This is a genomic window from Luteibacter sp. KNZ12-1A (assembly GCF_056755675.1).
Map to the genome: position 1 here is coordinate 1 of NZ_JBPGXU010000088.1, position 16455 is coordinate 16455.

16 protein-coding genes are annotated in these 16455 nt (G+C 66.4%); 8 read left to right on the forward strand and 8 right to left on the reverse strand.

Features of this window, described 5'->3' with window-relative positions; translation table 11 throughout:
- The 4 genes from ACR9ZJ_RS15160 to petA all read right to left on the reverse strand — a co-directional run.
- On the reverse strand, positions 1-145 hold a 145-nt coding region (locus ACR9ZJ_RS15160), incomplete at its 3' end, for a thioredoxin domain-containing protein (RefSeq protein WP_481288211.1).
- A 71-nt stretch (positions 146-216) separates the two neighbouring features.
- The gene (locus tag ACR9ZJ_RS15165; protein ID WP_481279727.1) at positions 217-972 is read right to left on the reverse strand and encodes a cytochrome c1; all 756 of its coding nucleotides are present in this window, start codon (positions 970-972) and stop codon (positions 217-219) included.
- Positions 965-2266 (reverse strand): cytochrome b, encoded by a 1302-nt coding sequence (locus tag ACR9ZJ_RS15170; protein WP_481279726.1) that lies wholly within the window; start codon positions 2264-2266, stop codon positions 965-967. The genes ACR9ZJ_RS15165 and ACR9ZJ_RS15170 overlap by 8 nt, the downstream gene beginning before the upstream one ends.
- Positions 2266-2865 carry a ubiquinol-cytochrome c reductase iron-sulfur subunit gene (gene petA, locus ACR9ZJ_RS15175; RefSeq protein WP_426285239.1) on the reverse strand — a complete coding sequence of 200 codons (600 nt, stop codon included), beginning with the start codon at positions 2863-2865 and terminating at the stop codon, positions 2266-2268. Before petA ends, ACR9ZJ_RS15170 begins: the two co-directional genes overlap by 1 nt.
- A 236-nt stretch (positions 2866-3101) precedes the next feature.
- Between petA and ACR9ZJ_RS15180 the strand changes: the two genes are divergently transcribed.
- Positions 3102-4286 (forward strand): S1C family serine protease, encoded by a 1185-nt coding sequence (locus ACR9ZJ_RS15180; protein ID WP_481279725.1) that lies wholly within the window; start codon positions 3102-3104, stop codon positions 4284-4286.
- Positions 4287-4427: 141 nt separating this feature from the next.
- Here the strand turns inward: ACR9ZJ_RS15180 and ACR9ZJ_RS15185 are convergent, their stop codons facing one another.
- Entirely contained in the window at positions 4428-5558 is a 1131-nt protein-coding gene (locus ACR9ZJ_RS15185; protein WP_481279724.1) for a lytic transglycosylase domain-containing protein, read from the reverse strand.
- Positions 5559-5717: 159 nt separating this feature from the next.
- Between ACR9ZJ_RS15185 and miaB the strand changes: the two genes are divergently transcribed.
- The 7 genes from miaB to tssA all read left to right on the forward strand — a co-directional run bounded on the left by miaB (position 5718) and on the right by tssA (position 12969).
- The gene (miaB, locus tag ACR9ZJ_RS15190; protein ID WP_481279723.1) at positions 5718-7067 is read left to right on the forward strand and encodes a tRNA (N6-isopentenyl adenosine(37)-C2)-methylthiotransferase MiaB; all 1350 of its coding nucleotides are present in this window, start codon (positions 5718-5720) and stop codon (positions 7065-7067) included.
- Positions 7068-7072: 5 nt separating this feature from the next.
- Entirely contained in the window at positions 7073-8050 is a 978-nt protein-coding gene (locus ACR9ZJ_RS15195) for a PhoH family protein (protein WP_481282671.1), read from the forward strand.
- Positions 8047-8508 carry an rRNA maturation RNase YbeY gene (gene ybeY / locus ACR9ZJ_RS15200; protein ID WP_481288206.1) on the forward strand — a complete coding sequence of 154 codons (462 nt, stop codon included), beginning with the start codon at positions 8047-8049 and terminating at the stop codon, positions 8506-8508. The genes ACR9ZJ_RS15195 and ybeY overlap by 4 nt, the downstream gene beginning before the upstream one ends.
- Positions 8509-8588: 80 nt before the next feature.
- Positions 8589-9440: an HlyC/CorC family transporter gene (locus tag ACR9ZJ_RS15205; RefSeq protein ID WP_481279721.1), complete on the forward strand. Its 852-nt coding sequence runs from the start codon at positions 8589-8591 to the stop codon at positions 9438-9440.
- 32 nt (positions 9441-9472) lie between these two features.
- Positions 9473-10702: a lipoprotein N-acyltransferase Lnb domain-containing protein gene (locus tag ACR9ZJ_RS15210; protein ID WP_481279720.1), complete on the forward strand. Its 1230-nt coding sequence runs from the start codon at positions 9473-9475 to the stop codon at positions 10700-10702.
- Positions 10703-10970: 268 nt separating this feature from the next.
- Positions 10971-11954, forward strand: coding sequence for a LysR family transcriptional regulator (locus ACR9ZJ_RS15215; RefSeq protein ID WP_481279719.1), 984 nt, complete (start codon positions 10971-10973; stop codon positions 11952-11954).
- Positions 11941-12969: a type VI secretion system protein TssA gene (gene tssA / locus ACR9ZJ_RS15220; RefSeq protein WP_481288207.1), complete on the forward strand. Its 1029-nt coding sequence runs from the start codon at positions 11941-11943 to the stop codon at positions 12967-12969. Before ACR9ZJ_RS15215 ends, tssA begins: the two co-directional genes overlap by 14 nt.
- A 17-nt stretch (positions 12970-12986) precedes the next feature.
- Here the strand turns inward: tssA and ACR9ZJ_RS15225 are convergent, their stop codons facing one another.
- From ACR9ZJ_RS15225 to ACR9ZJ_RS15235, 3 genes are all read right to left on the reverse strand, one after another.
- Positions 12987-13298 carry a hypothetical protein gene (locus tag ACR9ZJ_RS15225; protein ID WP_481288208.1) on the reverse strand — a complete coding sequence of 104 codons (312 nt, stop codon included), beginning with the start codon at positions 13296-13298 and terminating at the stop codon, positions 12987-12989.
- 11 nt (positions 13299-13309) lie between these two features.
- Complete coding sequence (locus ACR9ZJ_RS15230) at positions 13310-16198, reverse strand: bifunctional serine/threonine-protein kinase/formylglycine-generating enzyme family protein (RefSeq protein WP_481288209.1); 2889 nt, start codon at positions 16196-16198, stop codon at positions 13310-13312.
- Positions 16198-16455 (reverse strand): PP2C family protein-serine/threonine phosphatase (locus tag ACR9ZJ_RS15235; RefSeq protein ID WP_481288210.1); only part of this gene is annotated, 258 nt, incomplete at its 5' end. The genes ACR9ZJ_RS15230 and ACR9ZJ_RS15235, both read right to left, overlap by 1 nt.

A 16455-nucleotide genomic window follows, 5' to 3' on the forward strand; every position in this document is an offset into this window, starting at 1 on the left:
AGATGTGTATAAGAGACAGCTTCAGGATGATCCGGTCGTAGGCGACGCCCTTGGCGGCCAACACGAGGCGCGTACGGTGGCAATGGATATCGTCGGCACTGGTATAGAGCGTCAGTGCCGAGCGCGAACGTGCGTTCTGGACCATGCTTTCGATCTCCCTCCCTGCTACCTGAACGAAAACGGGGCGACTGCGAGGCCGCCCCGTCGGGACATCAATCAGTGACTCTCGTGAACGTCCTTCCAGTACTCATGCTTCAAAAGGTACAGGAGGAAGGTCAGGCCGGCCAGGAACAGGATCACCCAGATGCCGACGGACTGGCGCTCAAGGGCCGCTGGCTCCGCCGCGTACTCGAGGAAGGTGGTCAGGTCGCGGGTGGCGCCGCGGAACTGTTCCGGCGTCATCCGGCCCGGCGTTGTGATTTCCAGCTTCTCCACTACCGCTTCCTCGCCGGGCTTGGCCTCGCCATGGACGGCGGACTGCAAGCCCTGCAACTCCCACAGGGGGTTGGGCATGGAGGCGTTCGGGAACACCGTGTTGTTCCAGCCGACCGGACGGCTCGGGTCGAGGTAGAACGAGTTGAGGTAGTTGAAGATGAAGTCGACGCCCTTGGCGCGGGCTTCCAGCGAGAGATCCGGCGGGTCCTTGCCGAACCAGGCCTTGGCGCTGTCGGCCGGCATGTGCGAGATCACCGGCTCGCCGAACTTCGCGCCGGTGAAGTTGAGGTTGGTCATCACCTCTTCTTCGGACAGGCCCAGGTCGGTGGCGAGACGCGAGTAGCGCACGTACTTCAGCGAGTGGCAGCCGACGCAGTAGTTGAAGAACAGCTTGGCGCCACGCTGCAGCGAGGCCCGGTCGGCCACGTTGGTCCCGGCGGGGGCCAGGCCCTCTTCGCCTTCGGCGGCGAGGGCGGGAATCGTGGCGGCCGCGAGGCCCAGCGCCAGGGCGAAGGAGTAGATATAGCGCTTAATCATGCAGCGTCACCCGTTCCGGAACCGGCTTGGTCTTCTCGAAGCCAAAGCGCGTGTAGATCCATACGAATACGAAGAACCCGAAGTAGCCAAGCACCATGAGCCGGCCGAAGGCGTTCTCCCAGGTGGTGACGTCCGCGCCCGGGAACCACTCGGGGATGACCTCGGCGGTGACGCCGGCGCCGACCAGGCCCAGGGCCAGGAAGGAGAACACCAGCACGCCCAGGGCGATGCGGAAGCCCAGGCCGCGATAGCGCACCGAGCGGACCTCGCCCTTGTCGATCCACGGCAGCAGGGCCAGCAGCAGGATCGCGCCGAACATGCCGATCACGCCCCAGATCGCCGTGCCGAAGAACGACGGGATCATGCGCAGGATCGCGTAGAACGGCGTGAAGTACCACGACGGCTTGATGTGGCTCGGCGTGACGAGGTTGTTCGCCGGGGTGAAGTTGTCGTGTTCGAGGAACCAGCCACCGAAGGTCGGCGCGAAGAAGATGATGAACGCGGCGATGATGAGGAAGAAGCCCACGCCCACCATGTCCTTCACCGTGTAATACGGATGGAACGGGATGCTGTCCTTCGGCTTTTCCGGGTTCCAGCGGTTGCCCTTCGGGCCGTGCTTGACGTCCACGCCGTCGGGGTTGTTCGAACCCACCTCGTGCAGCGCCGCCAGGTGCAGGACCACCAGGAGCAGCAGCACCAGCGGCAACGCGATCACGTGCAGCGCGAAGAAGCGGTTGAGCGTGGCGTCGGCGGGCAGGAAATCGCCCATGATCCACTCCACCAGCGAGTTGCCGATGTAGGGGATGGTGCCGAACAGCGAGATGATCACCTTGGCGCCCCAGAACGACATGTTGCCCCACGGCAGCACGTAGCCCATGAAGGCCTCGGCCATCAGCACCAGGAAGATCAGCATGCCGAGGATCCAGACCAGCTCGCGCGGACGCTTGAACGAGCCGTACATGATCCCGCGGAACATGTGCAGGAACACCACCACGAAGAACAGCGAGGCCCCGGTGGAGTGCATGTAGCGGATCAGCCAGCCCCATTCCACGTCGCGCATGATGTACTCGACGGAGTTGAACGCTTCCAGCGCACTCGTCTTGTAGTTCATGGTGAGGAAGATGCCGGTCACGATCTGGTTGACCAGGACCAGGAGCGCCAGCGAGCCGAAGTAGTACCAGAGGTTGAAGTTCTTCGGCGCGAAGTACTCCGTCATGTGCTTCCGGTACGTCGGCGCCAGGTTCGGCGCGCGCTCGTTGACCCAGTCGCCGATGCGGGTAAGGACATTAGCCATCAGCCTGCCTCCTGCGGGTCGACGCCGATCTGGATATGCGTGTCGTCCACGAAGTGGTACGGCGGCACGGGCAGGTTCTTCGGCGCGGGCACGCCGCTGAAGACACGGCCGGACAAGTCGTAGCGCGACTTGTGGCAGGGGCAATAGAAGCCACCCTTCCAGTTCGCGTCGAACGGCTCCGGCTTGATGTCCGGCACGAAGTCGGGCACGCAGCCCAGGTGGGTGCACAGGCCGATCACCACCAGCCACTCGGGCTTGATGGAGCGGTTTTCATTGGTCGCGTACTTCGGCTGCTGTGCCGCATCGGACGACTGCGGGTCCAGCAAGCGGGGCTCGAGGCCCTTCAGCTGGGCCAGCTGGTCCTTGGTGCGATTGACGACGAAGACCGGAAGGCTGCGCCACGAAAAGGTGACTTTCTGGCCGGCCTCGATGGCACTGATATCGACCGTGACAGGCGCCCCCGCTGCCTTTGCCCTTGCGCTCGGTTCCCACGACTTGATGAAGGGCACGACCGCCGCGACCACTCCCGCCCCGCCGACAACTGCTGTCGTAACGGTTAGGAAGCGACGGCGCCCGTGATCGACGACTTCGTTCGCCATCAGGCTCTCCGGAACTTATGCCATTGAGAATGCGGACCCCAACGCCGGCTCTTTTCGGAAATCGGCTTCCGCAAATCGCGTCAGTGTAACGTCAGCACCAGCCACGTACAATAAACTGAACGCCACCCTGTCCCTTACGGGGGCCGGGGCCGCCACGGAACCGCCTGGATGCGGAAAATCAGGTTGCGCTTCGTGGGCAAGGCGATGCGACGACGACAGGACCCCTTCGCTCTTTCATGAAACACGCCGCCCGCACGCTCGCCTTCGTCGCCCGCTTCGTCGTGCTCGGCCTCGCCGTCGCCTTCGTGATCGGCTTGTTCTGGCCCGGTAGCGGCGCCTTCCTCCGTCAGCGTTTTTCCCCTGCCCCGGTGGGCGGGCAGGCCTCGACATCGACATCCACCATGGCGGGAGGGCCCGTCTCCTATGCCGACGCCGTGGCCAAGGCCGCCCCTTCCGTCGTAAATATCTACGCGAACAAGCTGGTGACCGAGCAGCCACGCGAGTTGTATTCGGACCCCGTGCTCCAGCGCATCTTCAGCGTCCCCACGGGTCCGGCGCGTACGCGGCGGCAGCAGAACCTCGGCTCGGGCGTGATCGTGAGCGAGGATGGCTATGTCCTGACCAACAACCACGTCATCGCCAACGCCGACGACATCCAGCTGCTGCTCTACGACGGCCGCGTGGCCAAGGCCCGCGTGGTCGGCTCCGACGACGAGACCGACCTGGCCGTGCTCAAGGTGGATGCGGGCAACCTCCCGGCCATCCGGATGACCGACGCGGACAGCCGCCCCCGCGTGGGCGATGTCGTCCTGGCGATCGGCAACCCTTTCGGCATCGGGCAGACGGTGACGATGGGCATCGTCAGCGCCATCGGCCGCCAGCTCAACCTGTCGAGCCTGGAGAACTTCATCCAGACCGACGCGGCGATCAACTTCGGCAATTCCGGTGGCGCGCTGGTCAACGCCCATGGCGAGCTGGTGGGAATCAACACCTCGCTGATCGGCCAGGCCGTGGGCGCGGAGGGCATCGGATTCGCCATTCCCGTACAGAGCGCGCGCGACGTGCTCGACCAGATCGTGCAGACCGGCCACGTGGTACGCGGCTGGATCGGCGCGGACTACGGCGCCGTTCCCGTATCGGCGGACAGCGGCCTGCCCTCGGCGGCGCGCGGCGTGGTCGTCAACGAGGTCTCGCCCGGCGGCCCGGCCGCCCTCGCCGGCATCCAGCAGCGCGACGTGTTGCTGCGCCTGGGCGACGAGGACATCCTCGACCCGTCGGACCTGCGCCGGCACGAGGCTTCGCTGAAACCGGGCGTTCCGGTGCAGGTGTCGGGCTTGCGCTCCGGCGCGCCGTTCGCCACCACGGTCACCCCGACACAGCGGCCACCGAGCGCGCCGATGCAAGCCTTGCGGCAACCCTGATCGCGCCTTTTGTGGGAGCCGCTTCAGCGGCGATGCCAGGTGTCACAAGCTTGCCCGCTGCCGCGGGATCGCCGGCATAGCCGGCTCCCACAAGATAGCCGTGACCTGGTGGAGCCGACCCTGTCGGCGATTGCCCTCGCCTCAAGCACCCCGCTCGGCCAACGGCACCCCGGCGCTCGGCCGATGCCGCAAGGTCTCCCCGTAGCGCTTCCTCAGCACGCCCACGCGCTCGACATAGACCTGGGTCTCGTCGTACGGCGGCACGCCGTTGTACTTCTGCACCGCACCCGGCCCGGCGTTATACGCCGCCGCGGCCAGACGCTCGTTGCCGTTGAAGTTGCGCAACAGCAAGGCGAGGTAACGCGCCCCGCCACGAATGTTCTGGTCGGCGTCGAAGGCGTCCAGCACGCCCATGTCGCGAGCGGTGCCCGGAATCAGCTGCATCAGTCCCTGCGCCCCCGCGACCGATAGCGCCCGTGGGTTGAACGCGCTCTCGGCATGGATCACGGCACGCAGCAGGGCCTCGTCCACGCCGAACTCGTTGCTGGCCGCATGGATCGCGTCGCCATACGAGGTCAGGTTGAGCGCCACGCTGTTCCAGTCGATCTTCGAATGGACATCGCAGGCCGCGCAGGTGGCGATATAGGTAAAGAGCATCTTGATGCTCTGCCCCTTCGCGCCCCCGCCCGGCGGGATATTGGTGTATTCGACCCCGCCATCGGCGCGCGTGATCCGGTAGACGGCACCGCGCAGCACGCGAGACCCCTTCGGCGAAGCGGGCGCCGCCGCGGCGGTCAGGTCGCTGGTGGCCGATTCGCGGTAGTCCCAACTGCCCTTGGGTGCGGTAACCGGCGGCAGTGCGGGAACATCGTCCTCGGCACCCACGACCGCACCGGTCACCCCGGCGAGCGATGAAGTGGCCACGGGAGCCGACACGACGCTGCCGGAAACGCCCTTCAATGAAGGTGCCTCGGCCACCGGTTCGAAGACGGGAGCTTTCGCGGGCGCGGCCACGACGGCCGGTTTCGCCGGGCGTGCCGGCCCCGTGCTGCCAAGCCGCTTGCAGTCCTTGTAACCCGCCGTGCTGCCGGAGAACACGGTCTCGCCCGTGCTACCGACACATCTATAGAGGGAACCGGCCACGGCGGGCCCGGCCAGCAGGCCCAGCAGCAGGACACAGGCGCCCGCGGCCCTGCGCAGAGCGGGCCGGAATGTCAGGAAACGGCGGGCGGCATGGCCGGCGCTTTCCCCTGGCGTCGCGTCGTGGACCATGGGCGCGAGTGTGCCCGAGGGCCCCTCCCCTGCCAAGGGCCGCGAGCGTGACGATGTTCACGCAAGTCATTGATCCACGGCGGGCATCTGGCAAGGCGGGCGGGGGCGGCGTAAACTGCGCGGTTCGGTCAACTCCCACGAATCACGGTATCCCGGCCCATGAGCGGCAAGCTTTTCATCAAGACCCACGGCTGCCAGATGAACGAGTACGACTCGGCCAAGATGGCCGACGTGCTGCGTGCGTCGCATGGGCTGGAACTGACCCAGGACGAAGCAGAGGCCGACGTCATCCTGGTCAATACCTGCTCCATTCGCGAAAAGGCCCAGGAAAAGGTCTTCAGCCAGCTGGGCCGCTGGAAGGCGCACAAACAGGGCGGCAAGCCCGTGCTGATCGGCGTCGGCGGCTGCGTGGCCTCGCAGGAAGGCGAAGCGATCCTCAAGCGCGCGCCCTACGTCGACCTCGTCTTCGGTCCGCAGACCCTGCACCGCCTGCCCGAGATGATCGAGGCGCAGCGCGCCAGCGGCAAGGCGCAAGTCGACATCAGTTTCCCCGAGATCGAGAAGTTCGATCGCCTGCCGGAACCGCGCGCCGAAGGCCCCACCGCCTTCGTCTCGATCATGGAAGGCTGCTCGAAGTACTGCTCCTATTGCGTGGTGCCCTATACCCGCGGGGAGGAGATCAGCCGTCCCTTCGACGACGTGATCGTGGAAGTGGCCCAGCTCGCCGAACAGGGCGTGCGCGAGGTCAACCTGCTGGGCCAGAACGTCAATGCGTACCGCGGCCCCATGCACGACGGCGACATCGCCGACCTCGCCGTACTGATCCACGCCATCGCGCAGATCGAGGGCATCGGCCGCATCCGCTTCACCACCTCGCATCCGCTGGAGTTCTCCGACTCGCTGATCGAGGCCTACGCCAACGTGCCGCAGCTGGCCAACTACCTGCACCTCCCGGTCCAGGCCGGTTCCGATCGCATCCTCGCGGCCATGAAGCGCGGCTACACGGCGATCGAGTTCAAGCAGCGCATCCGCAAGCTTCGCGCGGTGCGCCCTGATATCTGCATTTCGTCCGACTTCATCGTGGGCTTCCCCGGTGAAACCGACGAGGACTTCGAGAAGACGATGAAGCTGATCGACGATATCGGCTTCGACCAGAGCTTCTCCTTCATCTTCTCCTCGCGGCCGGGCACGCCGGCGGCGAACCTTGCCGACGAGACCCCGGCCGAGGTCAAGCATGCACGGCTGTCCCGCCTGCAGGCGGCGATCAACGAGAACGCGCGCAAGATCAACGAAGCGATGATCGGCACGGTGCAACGCGTGCTCGTCGAGAAACCCAGCAGGAAGAATCCGAACGAAATGACCGGACGCACTGAAAACATGCGCTATGTGAACTTCCCCGGCCATGCGCGGATGATCGGCCAGTTCGTCGACGTGGTGATCACCGAGGCGATGTCGAACTCGCTGCGCGGCCGGGTCCGCCTCGACGACGAGGTGGCGCTCGCCTCGTGAACGCCATGACCCTCTCCCAGCGCGATTTCGCCCTCGATCCCGAAGACAACACCCGCCTCGCCAATCTCTGTGGACCGCTCGACGAGCACATCCGGCAGATCGAGCTGCGCCTGGGCATCGAGATCGACCATCGCGGCAGCCTGTTCCGCGTGATCGGCGACGAGGCCTCGGCCAAGGCCGGCGAACAGGTATTGCGTGTGCTCTACGACGCCACCGAGACCGAGACCCTCACCGGACAGACGATCAACGTCCGCCTGGCCGAATCCGGCATCGATGCGTTGAACGAGCAAGCCGCCGAGTCCGCGCAAGACGTGGTCATCAAGGTCAAGCGTGGCGTGATCAAGGGCCGCGGCCCCAACCAGGCCCGTTACCTGCACGCGATCACCACGCACGACATCAACTTCGGCGTGGGCCCAGCCGGCACCGGCAAGACCTACCTCGCCGTGGCCAGCGCCGTCGAGGCACTGGAAGCCAACCGCGTGCAGCGCGTGCTCCTGGTGCGCCCGGCGGTGGAAGCGGGCGAGAAGCTCGGCTTCCTGCCCGGCGACCTCAGCCAGAAGATCGATCCGTACCTGCGCCCGCTCTACGACGCGCTCTACGAGATGATCGGCTTCGAGAAGGTATCCAAGCTGATCGAGCGCAACGTGATCGAGATCGCGCCGCTGGCCTACATGCGCGGCCGCACGCTCAACGATGCCTACGTGATCCTCGACGAAGCGCAGAACACCACCGTCGAACAGATGAAGATGTTCCTGACCCGCATCGGCTTCGGCTCGGTGGCGGTCATCACCGGCGACGTGTCCCAGGTGGACCTGCCGCGTCATGTCCGCTCCGGGTTGCGCCACGCCATCGAGGTGCTGCGCGGCGTCGAGGGCATCAGCTTCACCTTCTTCACCTCGCGTGACGTGGTTCGCCATCCGCTGGTGGCGAAGATCGTCCGCGCCTACGAGGCCTTCGAGCAGAAACAGGACGACGAGCGGTGAGTTCGACGGATGTGGCCGTGGGCTATGCCACGTCACGCCGGGGCGTGCCCGCCCCGGCCAGTTTCCGCCGCTGGGTGGAGGCCGCCCTCAAGGGCGCGCGCCGGCGCAAGGCCACCGAGGTGTCCATCCGCATCGTCGATGCCGATGAAGGCCGCGCACTGAACCTGCAGTATCGCGGGCGCGACTACGCCACCAACGTCCTCTCGTTTCCCGCGGACCTGCCGCCCGGCCTGAACCTGCCGCTGATCGGCGACCTGGTGATCTGTGCCCCGGTGGTCGCCCGCGAAGCCGCCGAACAGGGCAAGAAACCAGCCGATCATTGGGCCCACCTCACCATCCACGGCACGCTGCACCTGCTGGGTTACGACCACATCGAGGAAGCCGAGGCCGAGGCGATGGAGGAGCTGGAGACCCGGGTGCTGGCGGGGCTGGGGATCGCTGACCCTTATCTGGCTTGAGGCCGCCCCTCTTCCTGAACCGTCACACGAATTCCGTTAGACTGACCCTTCCGCCCCATAGGGCAGAACTCCAAAGAGTAATGAACGAGGACCCTGGTAGTACCAACGGCCCGGCTCACCGATCCTGGTGGGACCGCCTGGGCCATCTGTTTTCCGGCGAGCCGCGCAACCGCGACGAACTGATCGAAGAACTGCGCAACGCCCAGGTCAACGGCCTGCTCTCGAACGACACCCTGACCATGGTCGAGGGTGCGATCAAGGTGACCGAGCTCAGTGTCGACGACGTGATGGTGCCCCGCGCCCAGATCGTCAGCCTGCCGGTCGACGCCCCCCTCCCCGAAATCCTCGCCGCCGTGGTCGAATCCGGTCACTCGCGCTTCCCCGTGCATGGCGAAGACAAGGATGAAGTGCTTGGCATCCTCCTGGCCAAGGATCTCCTGAAGTATTTCGGCCAGAGCGAAGGCTGCGACGTGCGCGCCCTGCTCCGTCCCGCCGTGCTGATTCCCGAATCGATGCGCCTGAACGTGCTGCTGGCGGAATTCCGCCTCACGCGCAACCACATGGCGCTGGTGGTCGACGAGTACGGCGGTGTCGCCGGCCTCATCACCATCGAGGATGTCCTCGAACAGATCGTCGGCGAGATCGACGACGAGCATGACGACGAGGAAGATCCGGTGCTGGTGCAGCCCCTGGAGGAAGGCGGCTTCGCAGTGAGCGCGCTCACCCCCATCGCCGACTTCAACGAGGTGGCCGGTGCGCACTTCTCCGACGAGGAATTCGACACCATCGGCGGCATGATCACCTCGGAGTTCGGCCACCTTCCGGCCGCCGGGGAAGAAATCACCGTGGGCGGCTTCCAATTCCGTGTGACCGAAGCCGACGACCGCCGCGTGCAGCAGTTCCACGTCGCCCGCGCCAACGGAGAAGGCTGATCGCTACCGCCGCACCCGTGGAGGCCGCTTCGGTGGCCATCCCGCACAAGCCAACGCGTTACCTCCTGCTCTTGCTGCTGGTCCTGTGCCTCGCCCCTGTCGCCCGCGCGGGGATCGTCGACGCGCCTGCCGCCAACCTCGAGATATCGCTGATGACCTACGGTCCCGGCGATATCTACTGGGAGCGCTTCGGGCACGACGCGCTGGAAGTGCGGGACACGGTCAGTGGCGAGTCGGTCGCGTTCAACTATGGCGTGTTCGATTTCGACCAGAAGGGCTTCCTGCTCAATTTCGCGCGGGGAATCATGGCTTACCGCATGGATGCGGAAACCACGCAGTCGGACATCGACTTCTACGCGGGCGAAGGCCGCTACGTGCGTCGCCAGCGCCTGGCGCTGGACGATGCGCAGAAGGAACGGTTGCGCCGCTTCCTGCTCTGGAACATTCGTCCGGAAAACGCCGGCTACCACTACGACTACTACGTCGACAACTGCACTACCCGCGTCCGCGACGCCCTCGACGACGCCCTCGATGGTGCGTTGAGCGATCAGCTGCGCGACAAGCCCGGCGGCATGACCTTCCGTGAGCAGACCGCGCGGCTGATGAGCAACCAGCCCTTGCTGATGCTCGGCATGGACCTTGGCCTGGGGCCCTACGCCGACCAGCCGATGACGGCATGGAAGGAAGCCTTCCTGCCGATGACGCTCGAGGCGGAACTGCGCAACGTGCGCATCGGCGAAGGCGACGCGGCACGGCCGCTGGTAGTGGACGAGACCACCATCGCGCCTGCTCGCCTCGATCCACCACCAGAACAGGCGCCCGACCTGCGCTGGCCCCTGTTCGGCGCAGGGCTGCTCCTGGCGATTCCGCTCGCCCTGCCCTTCTTCACCAGGCACCGCGTGGCGCGCGGCATTTTCGTGGCCGCCGGTACGCTGTTCACCGTGTTCGCTGGCGTCGCGGGGTTGTTCATGCTGGGCCTGTGGGCCCTGACCCTGCACCGCTCCGCCTGGGGCAATTTCAACCTGCTCGCGTTCCAGCCACTCGCCTTCCTGCTGCTGCCGGCGATCTGGCGCCTGCGTCGCGCGGGCAGGCCCATGGGACGCCTCGCCCCCCGCATCGCCACGCTCTCCCTGGGCGCTTGCACGATCGGCCTGCTGCTCCATCTGTGGCCGGATTTCCCGCAACGGAACCTGCCCTGGATACTGTTCGCCCTGCCCTGCTGGGCCGCGCTTTTCGCAAGCTTCTGTCGTCGCCACGACTGAAAAGCGCACGCCACGGCACAAATCGACGTACCCCGCTACCTTCTTTCGGGTAATTGACGGGCGCGCGCGCTTGGGTGCAAATGGACGTCCGAATTCCGAAGAAGAAATACGCTGGACGCCAGCCCGACAGCAGGCGCCAAGCTGGTGGAAATGCGGACCACGTCACGGAATACGTCCGTTTCCATCTTTCCGGCGCGCGGCAAAGGGAATAAACCCCCGCGCCAGACATCTGCACTTGTCCCCACAGGTGAACGGTGTACCGCAATCGATGAACCTGAAACCGAGTGACCTCCCCCTCCTCGTGTCCCTCGACATGCTCCTGGAAGAACGAAACGTGACGCGTGCCGCGTCGAAGCTGCATGTGAGCCAGCCGGCGCTTTCCGCCCAGTTGGCACGGCTGCGCCGGCTGTTCAAGGACCCCTTGCTCGTGCCTTCCGAGACGGGACGAGGCATGGTGCCCACGCCGAAGGCGGAAGAAATGGCGGCCGCCCTGCGCGATGCGCTGTCCCAACTAGGCACGCTGGGCGATCCGAACGGCACGTTCGATCCCACGCGCGACGCGGCGACTTTCCGCATCGGCGGATCGTTCAGCGCCGTGAGCACCTTCGCCAAGCCATTGATCCAGGCGTTCCAGGAGCAGCGGAACCGCGAACTCAGGCTGGCTTTCCGCACGGGCTGGGAAGACGCGGACGTGTTGGCCCAGTTCGAAAGCGGCGAGATCGACATCCTCCTCGCTCCCAACGAACAGCTACCGTCATCGCTGAAGATGCGTTCGCTGATGGCCGACGAATTCGTCATGCTGCAACGCACGGGGCACCCTCGCGGCACGCAGCCGCTGACCATCGGGGACTACTGCGCGCTCGGGCACCTGATCGTCTCCACGTCCGGGCGCATGTACGGCCTGATGGATGTCCGCCTGAAAGAGTTGGGGCTTGTACGCGACGTGCTGGTCTCGGCGCCGCATGGCGATACGGTCGGCCCGATCCTGCGCGCCACCGACCTCGTCTGCACCCTGCCGCAAAGCATGGTCGAAGCCGTCGGGCCCGGCGTGGAGGCCTACGCCATTCCCTTCGACATGCCGGACATGTCGCTGGCGATGGCATGGCACAGCCGCCTCGACAAACAACCCGCGCACCGCTGGCTGCGCGACGAGCTCATCCGCGTCAGCCACCGCCTGCACCCCACGCGACACGCGGAGCCACCCAAACCCCTGTTCCCGATCATCGAGCGAGTCCGCGATGGATATCACTGAGGCACTGCTTTCCCCGCTGGACGCCGATGCGCCTTGCGGTCCCAACCTCGAATACGACGCTCTTTTCCTCACGCTCGAATCGCTGGCCGCCGTGACGCCCGAACGCGCGGTGGGCAATACGGTGCGGCAAGCGGAGGAACCGGATTGGCGCGACGTGGCACAGCATGCGGAGACCGTGGCCCAGCGGACACGCGACGTGCGTGTCGCCGTGCACCTGGCCAACGCGTGGCTGAAGACCGGCGGCCTTCCGGCCTGGTCCGATGGCATGGGCATCGTCCGTGGCCTGCTCGAGCGCTACTGGGACGAGGTCCACCCGCGGCTGGACGATGGCGATCCGCTCGAACGGATCAACGCGCTCGCCGCGTTGGCATCCACGGACGGCATGCTGCCCCACCTGCGTCGTGCACCGCTGCTCCACGCCGAGCGTATCGGCAGCTTCTCCCTGCGCGATCTGCGCATGCTCAACGGCACGTTGAAGTCCGATGGCGGCGACAGCCCACCGGTGTCGCAAGAACACGTGGACCTCGTCGCGCAGCAGGCCGACGTGGAGGAGCTGCGGCGTATCCACGACAGCGTCGTGGCCGCACTGGATCACGTGCAGGCGATCGGCAAGACGTTCGAGGAACGCACGCCCGGCATGGGACCCGACCTGGACGCCTTGTTGCGCGACCTGCGCGAGTTGCACGCCTTCCTGCAAGCCCTGGTGGCTTCGCGACTGCCGGGGATGGACGTCGATGCGGGCGACGATGGGGCCACGCACGGTGACGACGCACCGGGTACGACATCCGCCTCCTCCACCGCGACCCGTGGTCCTATTCGCGGAACGGCCGACGTGGTTCGTCTGCTCGACGAGATCTGCGCGTGGTACGCCGTCCACGAGCCGTCGAGTCCCGTCCCGCCGCTGTTGCGCCGGGCGAGCCAGCTGGTCGGCCTGAGTTTCGCCGATTTGCTCAAGGCCATCGCGCCCGGCGGGCTTCCCGAATTCCAGGTATTGGCCGGCGACAGCGACGGCTGACCGGCCGCCGCCTCCGGTCAAAGCGACGACGAACGGTACGCGATGGCCGCCAGGGTGCAAGCTAGCGCCGCGCCGGCAATCCACCACGGCCACGGGGCCGCCCGCCGCGACGTACGCGCGGCAACTGCGCGGCGCATCGGCAACGCTTGCGGGAACGCGGGCGCCGCCGGTGCCGCGCCGGCCGGGCGGCGCAAGGTGTGGATCGACGCGCCGCGCCGGCGCATGGCCGAACGCAGGAGCATGCGTCGGCGCAGCCGGTATTCGTGTGTATCGATGCGTGCATCGCTGTACGCGGCGTTCAGGGCCGCCAGTTCGCGGTTCACGATCATATCCCACTCCATCAGCGTATCTCCCTCACCAGGCGGAAACCGACATCGCGCTCGGCCGATCCGTCGCTCGGCCGCACCGTGTCGACCGAGCAGGCGTCCGGTCCGCTGCGGTAACTGCCACCTCGCGTGGCGAACGTTCCGCCCTTGGTCACCCACTCCCATACACCGCCGGTCATGTCGACGAGCCCCCACGGATTGGCGATGCCCTTCGTGCTGAAGTCGGGCGCCTTGAGCAAGCGACCGATACCCGAGGAAGGCGCGCCGCAGTTCCCTTCCTTGCTATCCCACGCGGCGTTGGCATGGGCCGCGAACGACCATTCATCGTCGGTCGGCAAGCGATACGTGTGCCCACTGACTTGCGACAGCCACGCCGCATAACGCTGTGCGAAAGCCAGGGGAATCGAGCGCGCGGGTTCGCCAGCGGCGATACCTCGCGAGATCGCGCAGGTGCGTGTCGCGCGGCAGAACTGATCGAGGTTGCCCACGGTGATCTCGGTGCGGGTCATGGCGAATGGCTTGCGACCGAACGGCACCACCACCATCGCGGGTCCATACGCGCCGACGGCGAAGGTATCGAAGCACTCGCGCGCGGTTCCGGCAAGTCCACGCCGTGCGCACGGATCGGGCGGGGTGACGACCGCGGGTGTCGAGCGCAGCTTTTTCACCACCGACTCCAGCGAGCCTTCCGGCAAGGCCTTCGAAGCCACCATGGCCGTTTCCAGGTCCTTCAATCCATCCGGATCGGCTTCCTTCACCGCGGCAAGACGGCGACGCAGCTCGTCCTGGTCGGCGGGTGATACCACCGGCGCCTTCGCCGCGGTCATCACGGCCGTGGCCAGGTCGTAACGCGTCAACGCCCTGCGCAGGTCGTCGCGTTCGCCGATGATCGCGAGGGCGCTGTCGATGCGTCCCGCGGCTTCTTTCCATCGCCCCCCGCGGCACGCCTCGCGCGCGGCTTCCAGGAACCCATGTGTCAGCAGGTTCGCCGCCTCGTCGTTGGTGTCGACGTTGCCACCGTCGATCTGGCGAAGCTGCTGGAAACTTTCGATCGCCTTGTCGAGATCGTTGGCCGCCGTCGCGCGGCGCAGCGATTCGAGGCGGGCCTCGTGCTCGGCGCGCGGCAGGTCCGGAGGCACCGCCGGGGCGGAGGATGCCGCGGCCGGCACCGACGAGGAGGCCGGAGCCAGCGCGATGCTGCGCGCAGCAAGCCGCGTGGACGAGGGATATAGCCGGCGCGCCGCCGCCAACCGATCGGCGGCCGCCTTCATATCGCCCGATGCGATCGCATCGCCAACGGCCGAGTCGAGCTTCAACTCGAGTTCGGGGTTCGCCAGGAGACGGCTCTCCGGATCGATCTTGCGGATCTGGCCGAGAATCGCGGGAACATCATCGGCGCCATCGCCAAACAGGCGCCCCGCGAGGATCGCCTGGCTGAGCGATGTGTCCAGACGGTTCAACACGTCATCCCGCTCATGCGCGACCTCCTCGCGCCGGCGGTCGAGCTTCGGTGCGAACGTCTTCAGGTCCGCGCGGAGGCGGAATGTCGCCATGGCCCCCGGGTAATCGAGACGGCCATGCGAAGGGTCCCAATGCGTGGCGAGCAGGCGCACGAGGAATCCGTCGATCGCCTCCGCGCCGTCCACCACGATGCGGCGGCGCTCGTCACCATCGAGCGCGGCCAGCGCGCCGCGAACCTGGTCTTCGTCACGAAAGCCATCCGCTTGGCCAGGAGCGAACCGGCGCAGCGTCTCGGCCACGTGCCTGCGTTCCACCTGCATCGCCGCCACCCACGCCCCGGCGACCGACAGGACCAGGACGAGGCCCGCCACGATCAGCCACGGCGTCGCCCGCTCACGCCAGCGCCGCTTGCGCAAGCCGGCCAGCACCACGTCGATATCCGGGCTTCGCTTGTCCTTGGTGAACGCGACGCTGTCGCACAACGCCTTGTACTGGCGCTTGTCGAGACCCGCTACCGGCGGTGGACGCTTGCCCGCGTTCATCGCTTCCTCGGCGTTGTCCTTGTCGAAGGGATGCCGGCCGGTGAGCAATTCGAAGACCACGCAACCGAACGCATAGATGTCGTCGCTGGCGGACGGTGGCTTGCCCTGGATCATTTCAAGGCTCGCATACGCCGGCGTCATCGCGCCGAGCGAACCGGCATCGAATACCGTGCGGTCGTCGCCGGCGTCGACACCCAGCTTGCCCGCACGCGCGATGCCGAAGTCGAAAACCTTGGCCACGCCGCTGGCGGTCACCATGACGTTGCCCGGCTTGAAATCCGAATGGACGATACCGGCGGCATGTGCACGCCGGAGCGCCTCGCCCATGCCTTCGATCAGGGGCCATGCCTCGTCGAAGCGCATGCCGTCACGCGCCTTGCCGCGGATGAGGGAGCGCAGGTCGCTGCCCTCCACGTACTCCATCGTCATGAAGACGTTGGTGCCGTCCTTGTCGAAATCGTAGACGCGTACGATATGGTCATTGGCCACCTGCTGTGCGCGACGGGCTTCGCGTTGCAGGGCGACCAGCGCGTCCGGATGCTTGCGGAATTCATCGTTGAGCACTTTCACCGCGACATAGGGATCGCGATCGCGCGCCTCCACCTTGCGCTCGTCGCGAGCGAGGTAGACCACGCCCATGCCGCCTCGCCCGAGTTCCCGCTCCATGAGGAAGCGCCCCTTCAACAGGCTGCCCACGGCGATCTTCTCGCCCTGGGCCAGGTCGGCGATGCGCCGCCAGCCCCCGTCTCCCGTGCCCAGCGAGGACGAGCCGGTGGCCGTTCCCTCGCCGCCCGCCGCCGCATGTAGCGGCTTGACCACGGTCGCGTCGTCCTGCCCTGCCGTCGGCGTCACCGCACGCAGCGGAACCACTCGTGTCTCATCGTCGTCATGCTGGCTCATCAACAGGTTTCCTCGGTTTCTTCCAGCCGCACGACCACGGCCGATACGTTGTCGCGCCCGGCGCGCCCGAGCGCACCGTCGACCAGGCTGGCGAGCAGCGCCGCGGGGTCCGCATGGCGCCGGCAACATGCCTCGATGTCTTCGTCGGTGAGTTCCTTGTTGATGCCGTCGGAGCACAACACGAAGCGCATGCCACTGCGCCGCTGGGTCAACGTCCAATCCACGTAGAGGCGATCCTCGGCACCGACGGCGCGGGT

Coding starts and splice junctions, on each gene's coding strand:
- ACR9ZJ_RS15205 (WP_481279721.1), top strand. CDS start 8,589: ATGAACGAGGACCCTGGTAGTACCAACGGCCCGGCTCACCGATCCTGG.
- ACR9ZJ_RS15230 (WP_481288209.1), bottom strand. CDS start 16,198: ATGAGCCAGCATGACGACGATGAGACACGAGTGGTTCCGCTGCGTGCG.
- ACR9ZJ_RS15170 (WP_481279726.1), bottom strand. CDS start 2,266: ATGGCTAATGTCCTTACCCGCATCGGCGACTGGGTCAACGAGCGCGCG.
- ACR9ZJ_RS15195 (WP_481282671.1), top strand. CDS start 7,073: ATGACCCTCTCCCAGCGCGATTTCGCCCTCGATCCCGAAGACAACACC.
- ACR9ZJ_RS15185 (WP_481279724.1), bottom strand. CDS start 5,558: ATGGTCCACGACGCGACGCCAGGGGAAAGCGCCGGCCATGCCGCCCGC.
- ACR9ZJ_RS15215 (WP_481279719.1), top strand. CDS start 10,971: ATGAACCTGAAACCGAGTGACCTCCCCCTCCTCGTGTCCCTCGACATG.
- tssA (WP_481288207.1), top strand. CDS start 11,941: ATGGATATCACTGAGGCACTGCTTTCCCCGCTGGACGCCGATGCGCCT.
- ACR9ZJ_RS15165 (WP_481279727.1), bottom strand. CDS start 972: ATGATTAAGCGCTATATCTACTCCTTCGCCCTGGCGCTGGGCCTCGCG.
- miaB (WP_481279723.1), top strand. CDS start 5,718: ATGAGCGGCAAGCTTTTCATCAAGACCCACGGCTGCCAGATGAACGAG.
- petA (WP_426285239.1), bottom strand. CDS start 2,865: ATGGCGAACGAAGTCGTCGATCACGGGCGCCGTCGCTTCCTAACCGTT.
- ACR9ZJ_RS15180 (WP_481279725.1), top strand. CDS start 3,102: ATGAAACACGCCGCCCGCACGCTCGCCTTCGTCGCCCGCTTCGTCGTG.
- ACR9ZJ_RS15225 (WP_481288208.1), bottom strand. CDS start 13,298: ATGATCGTGAACCGCGAACTGGCGGCCCTGAACGCCGCGTACAGCGAT.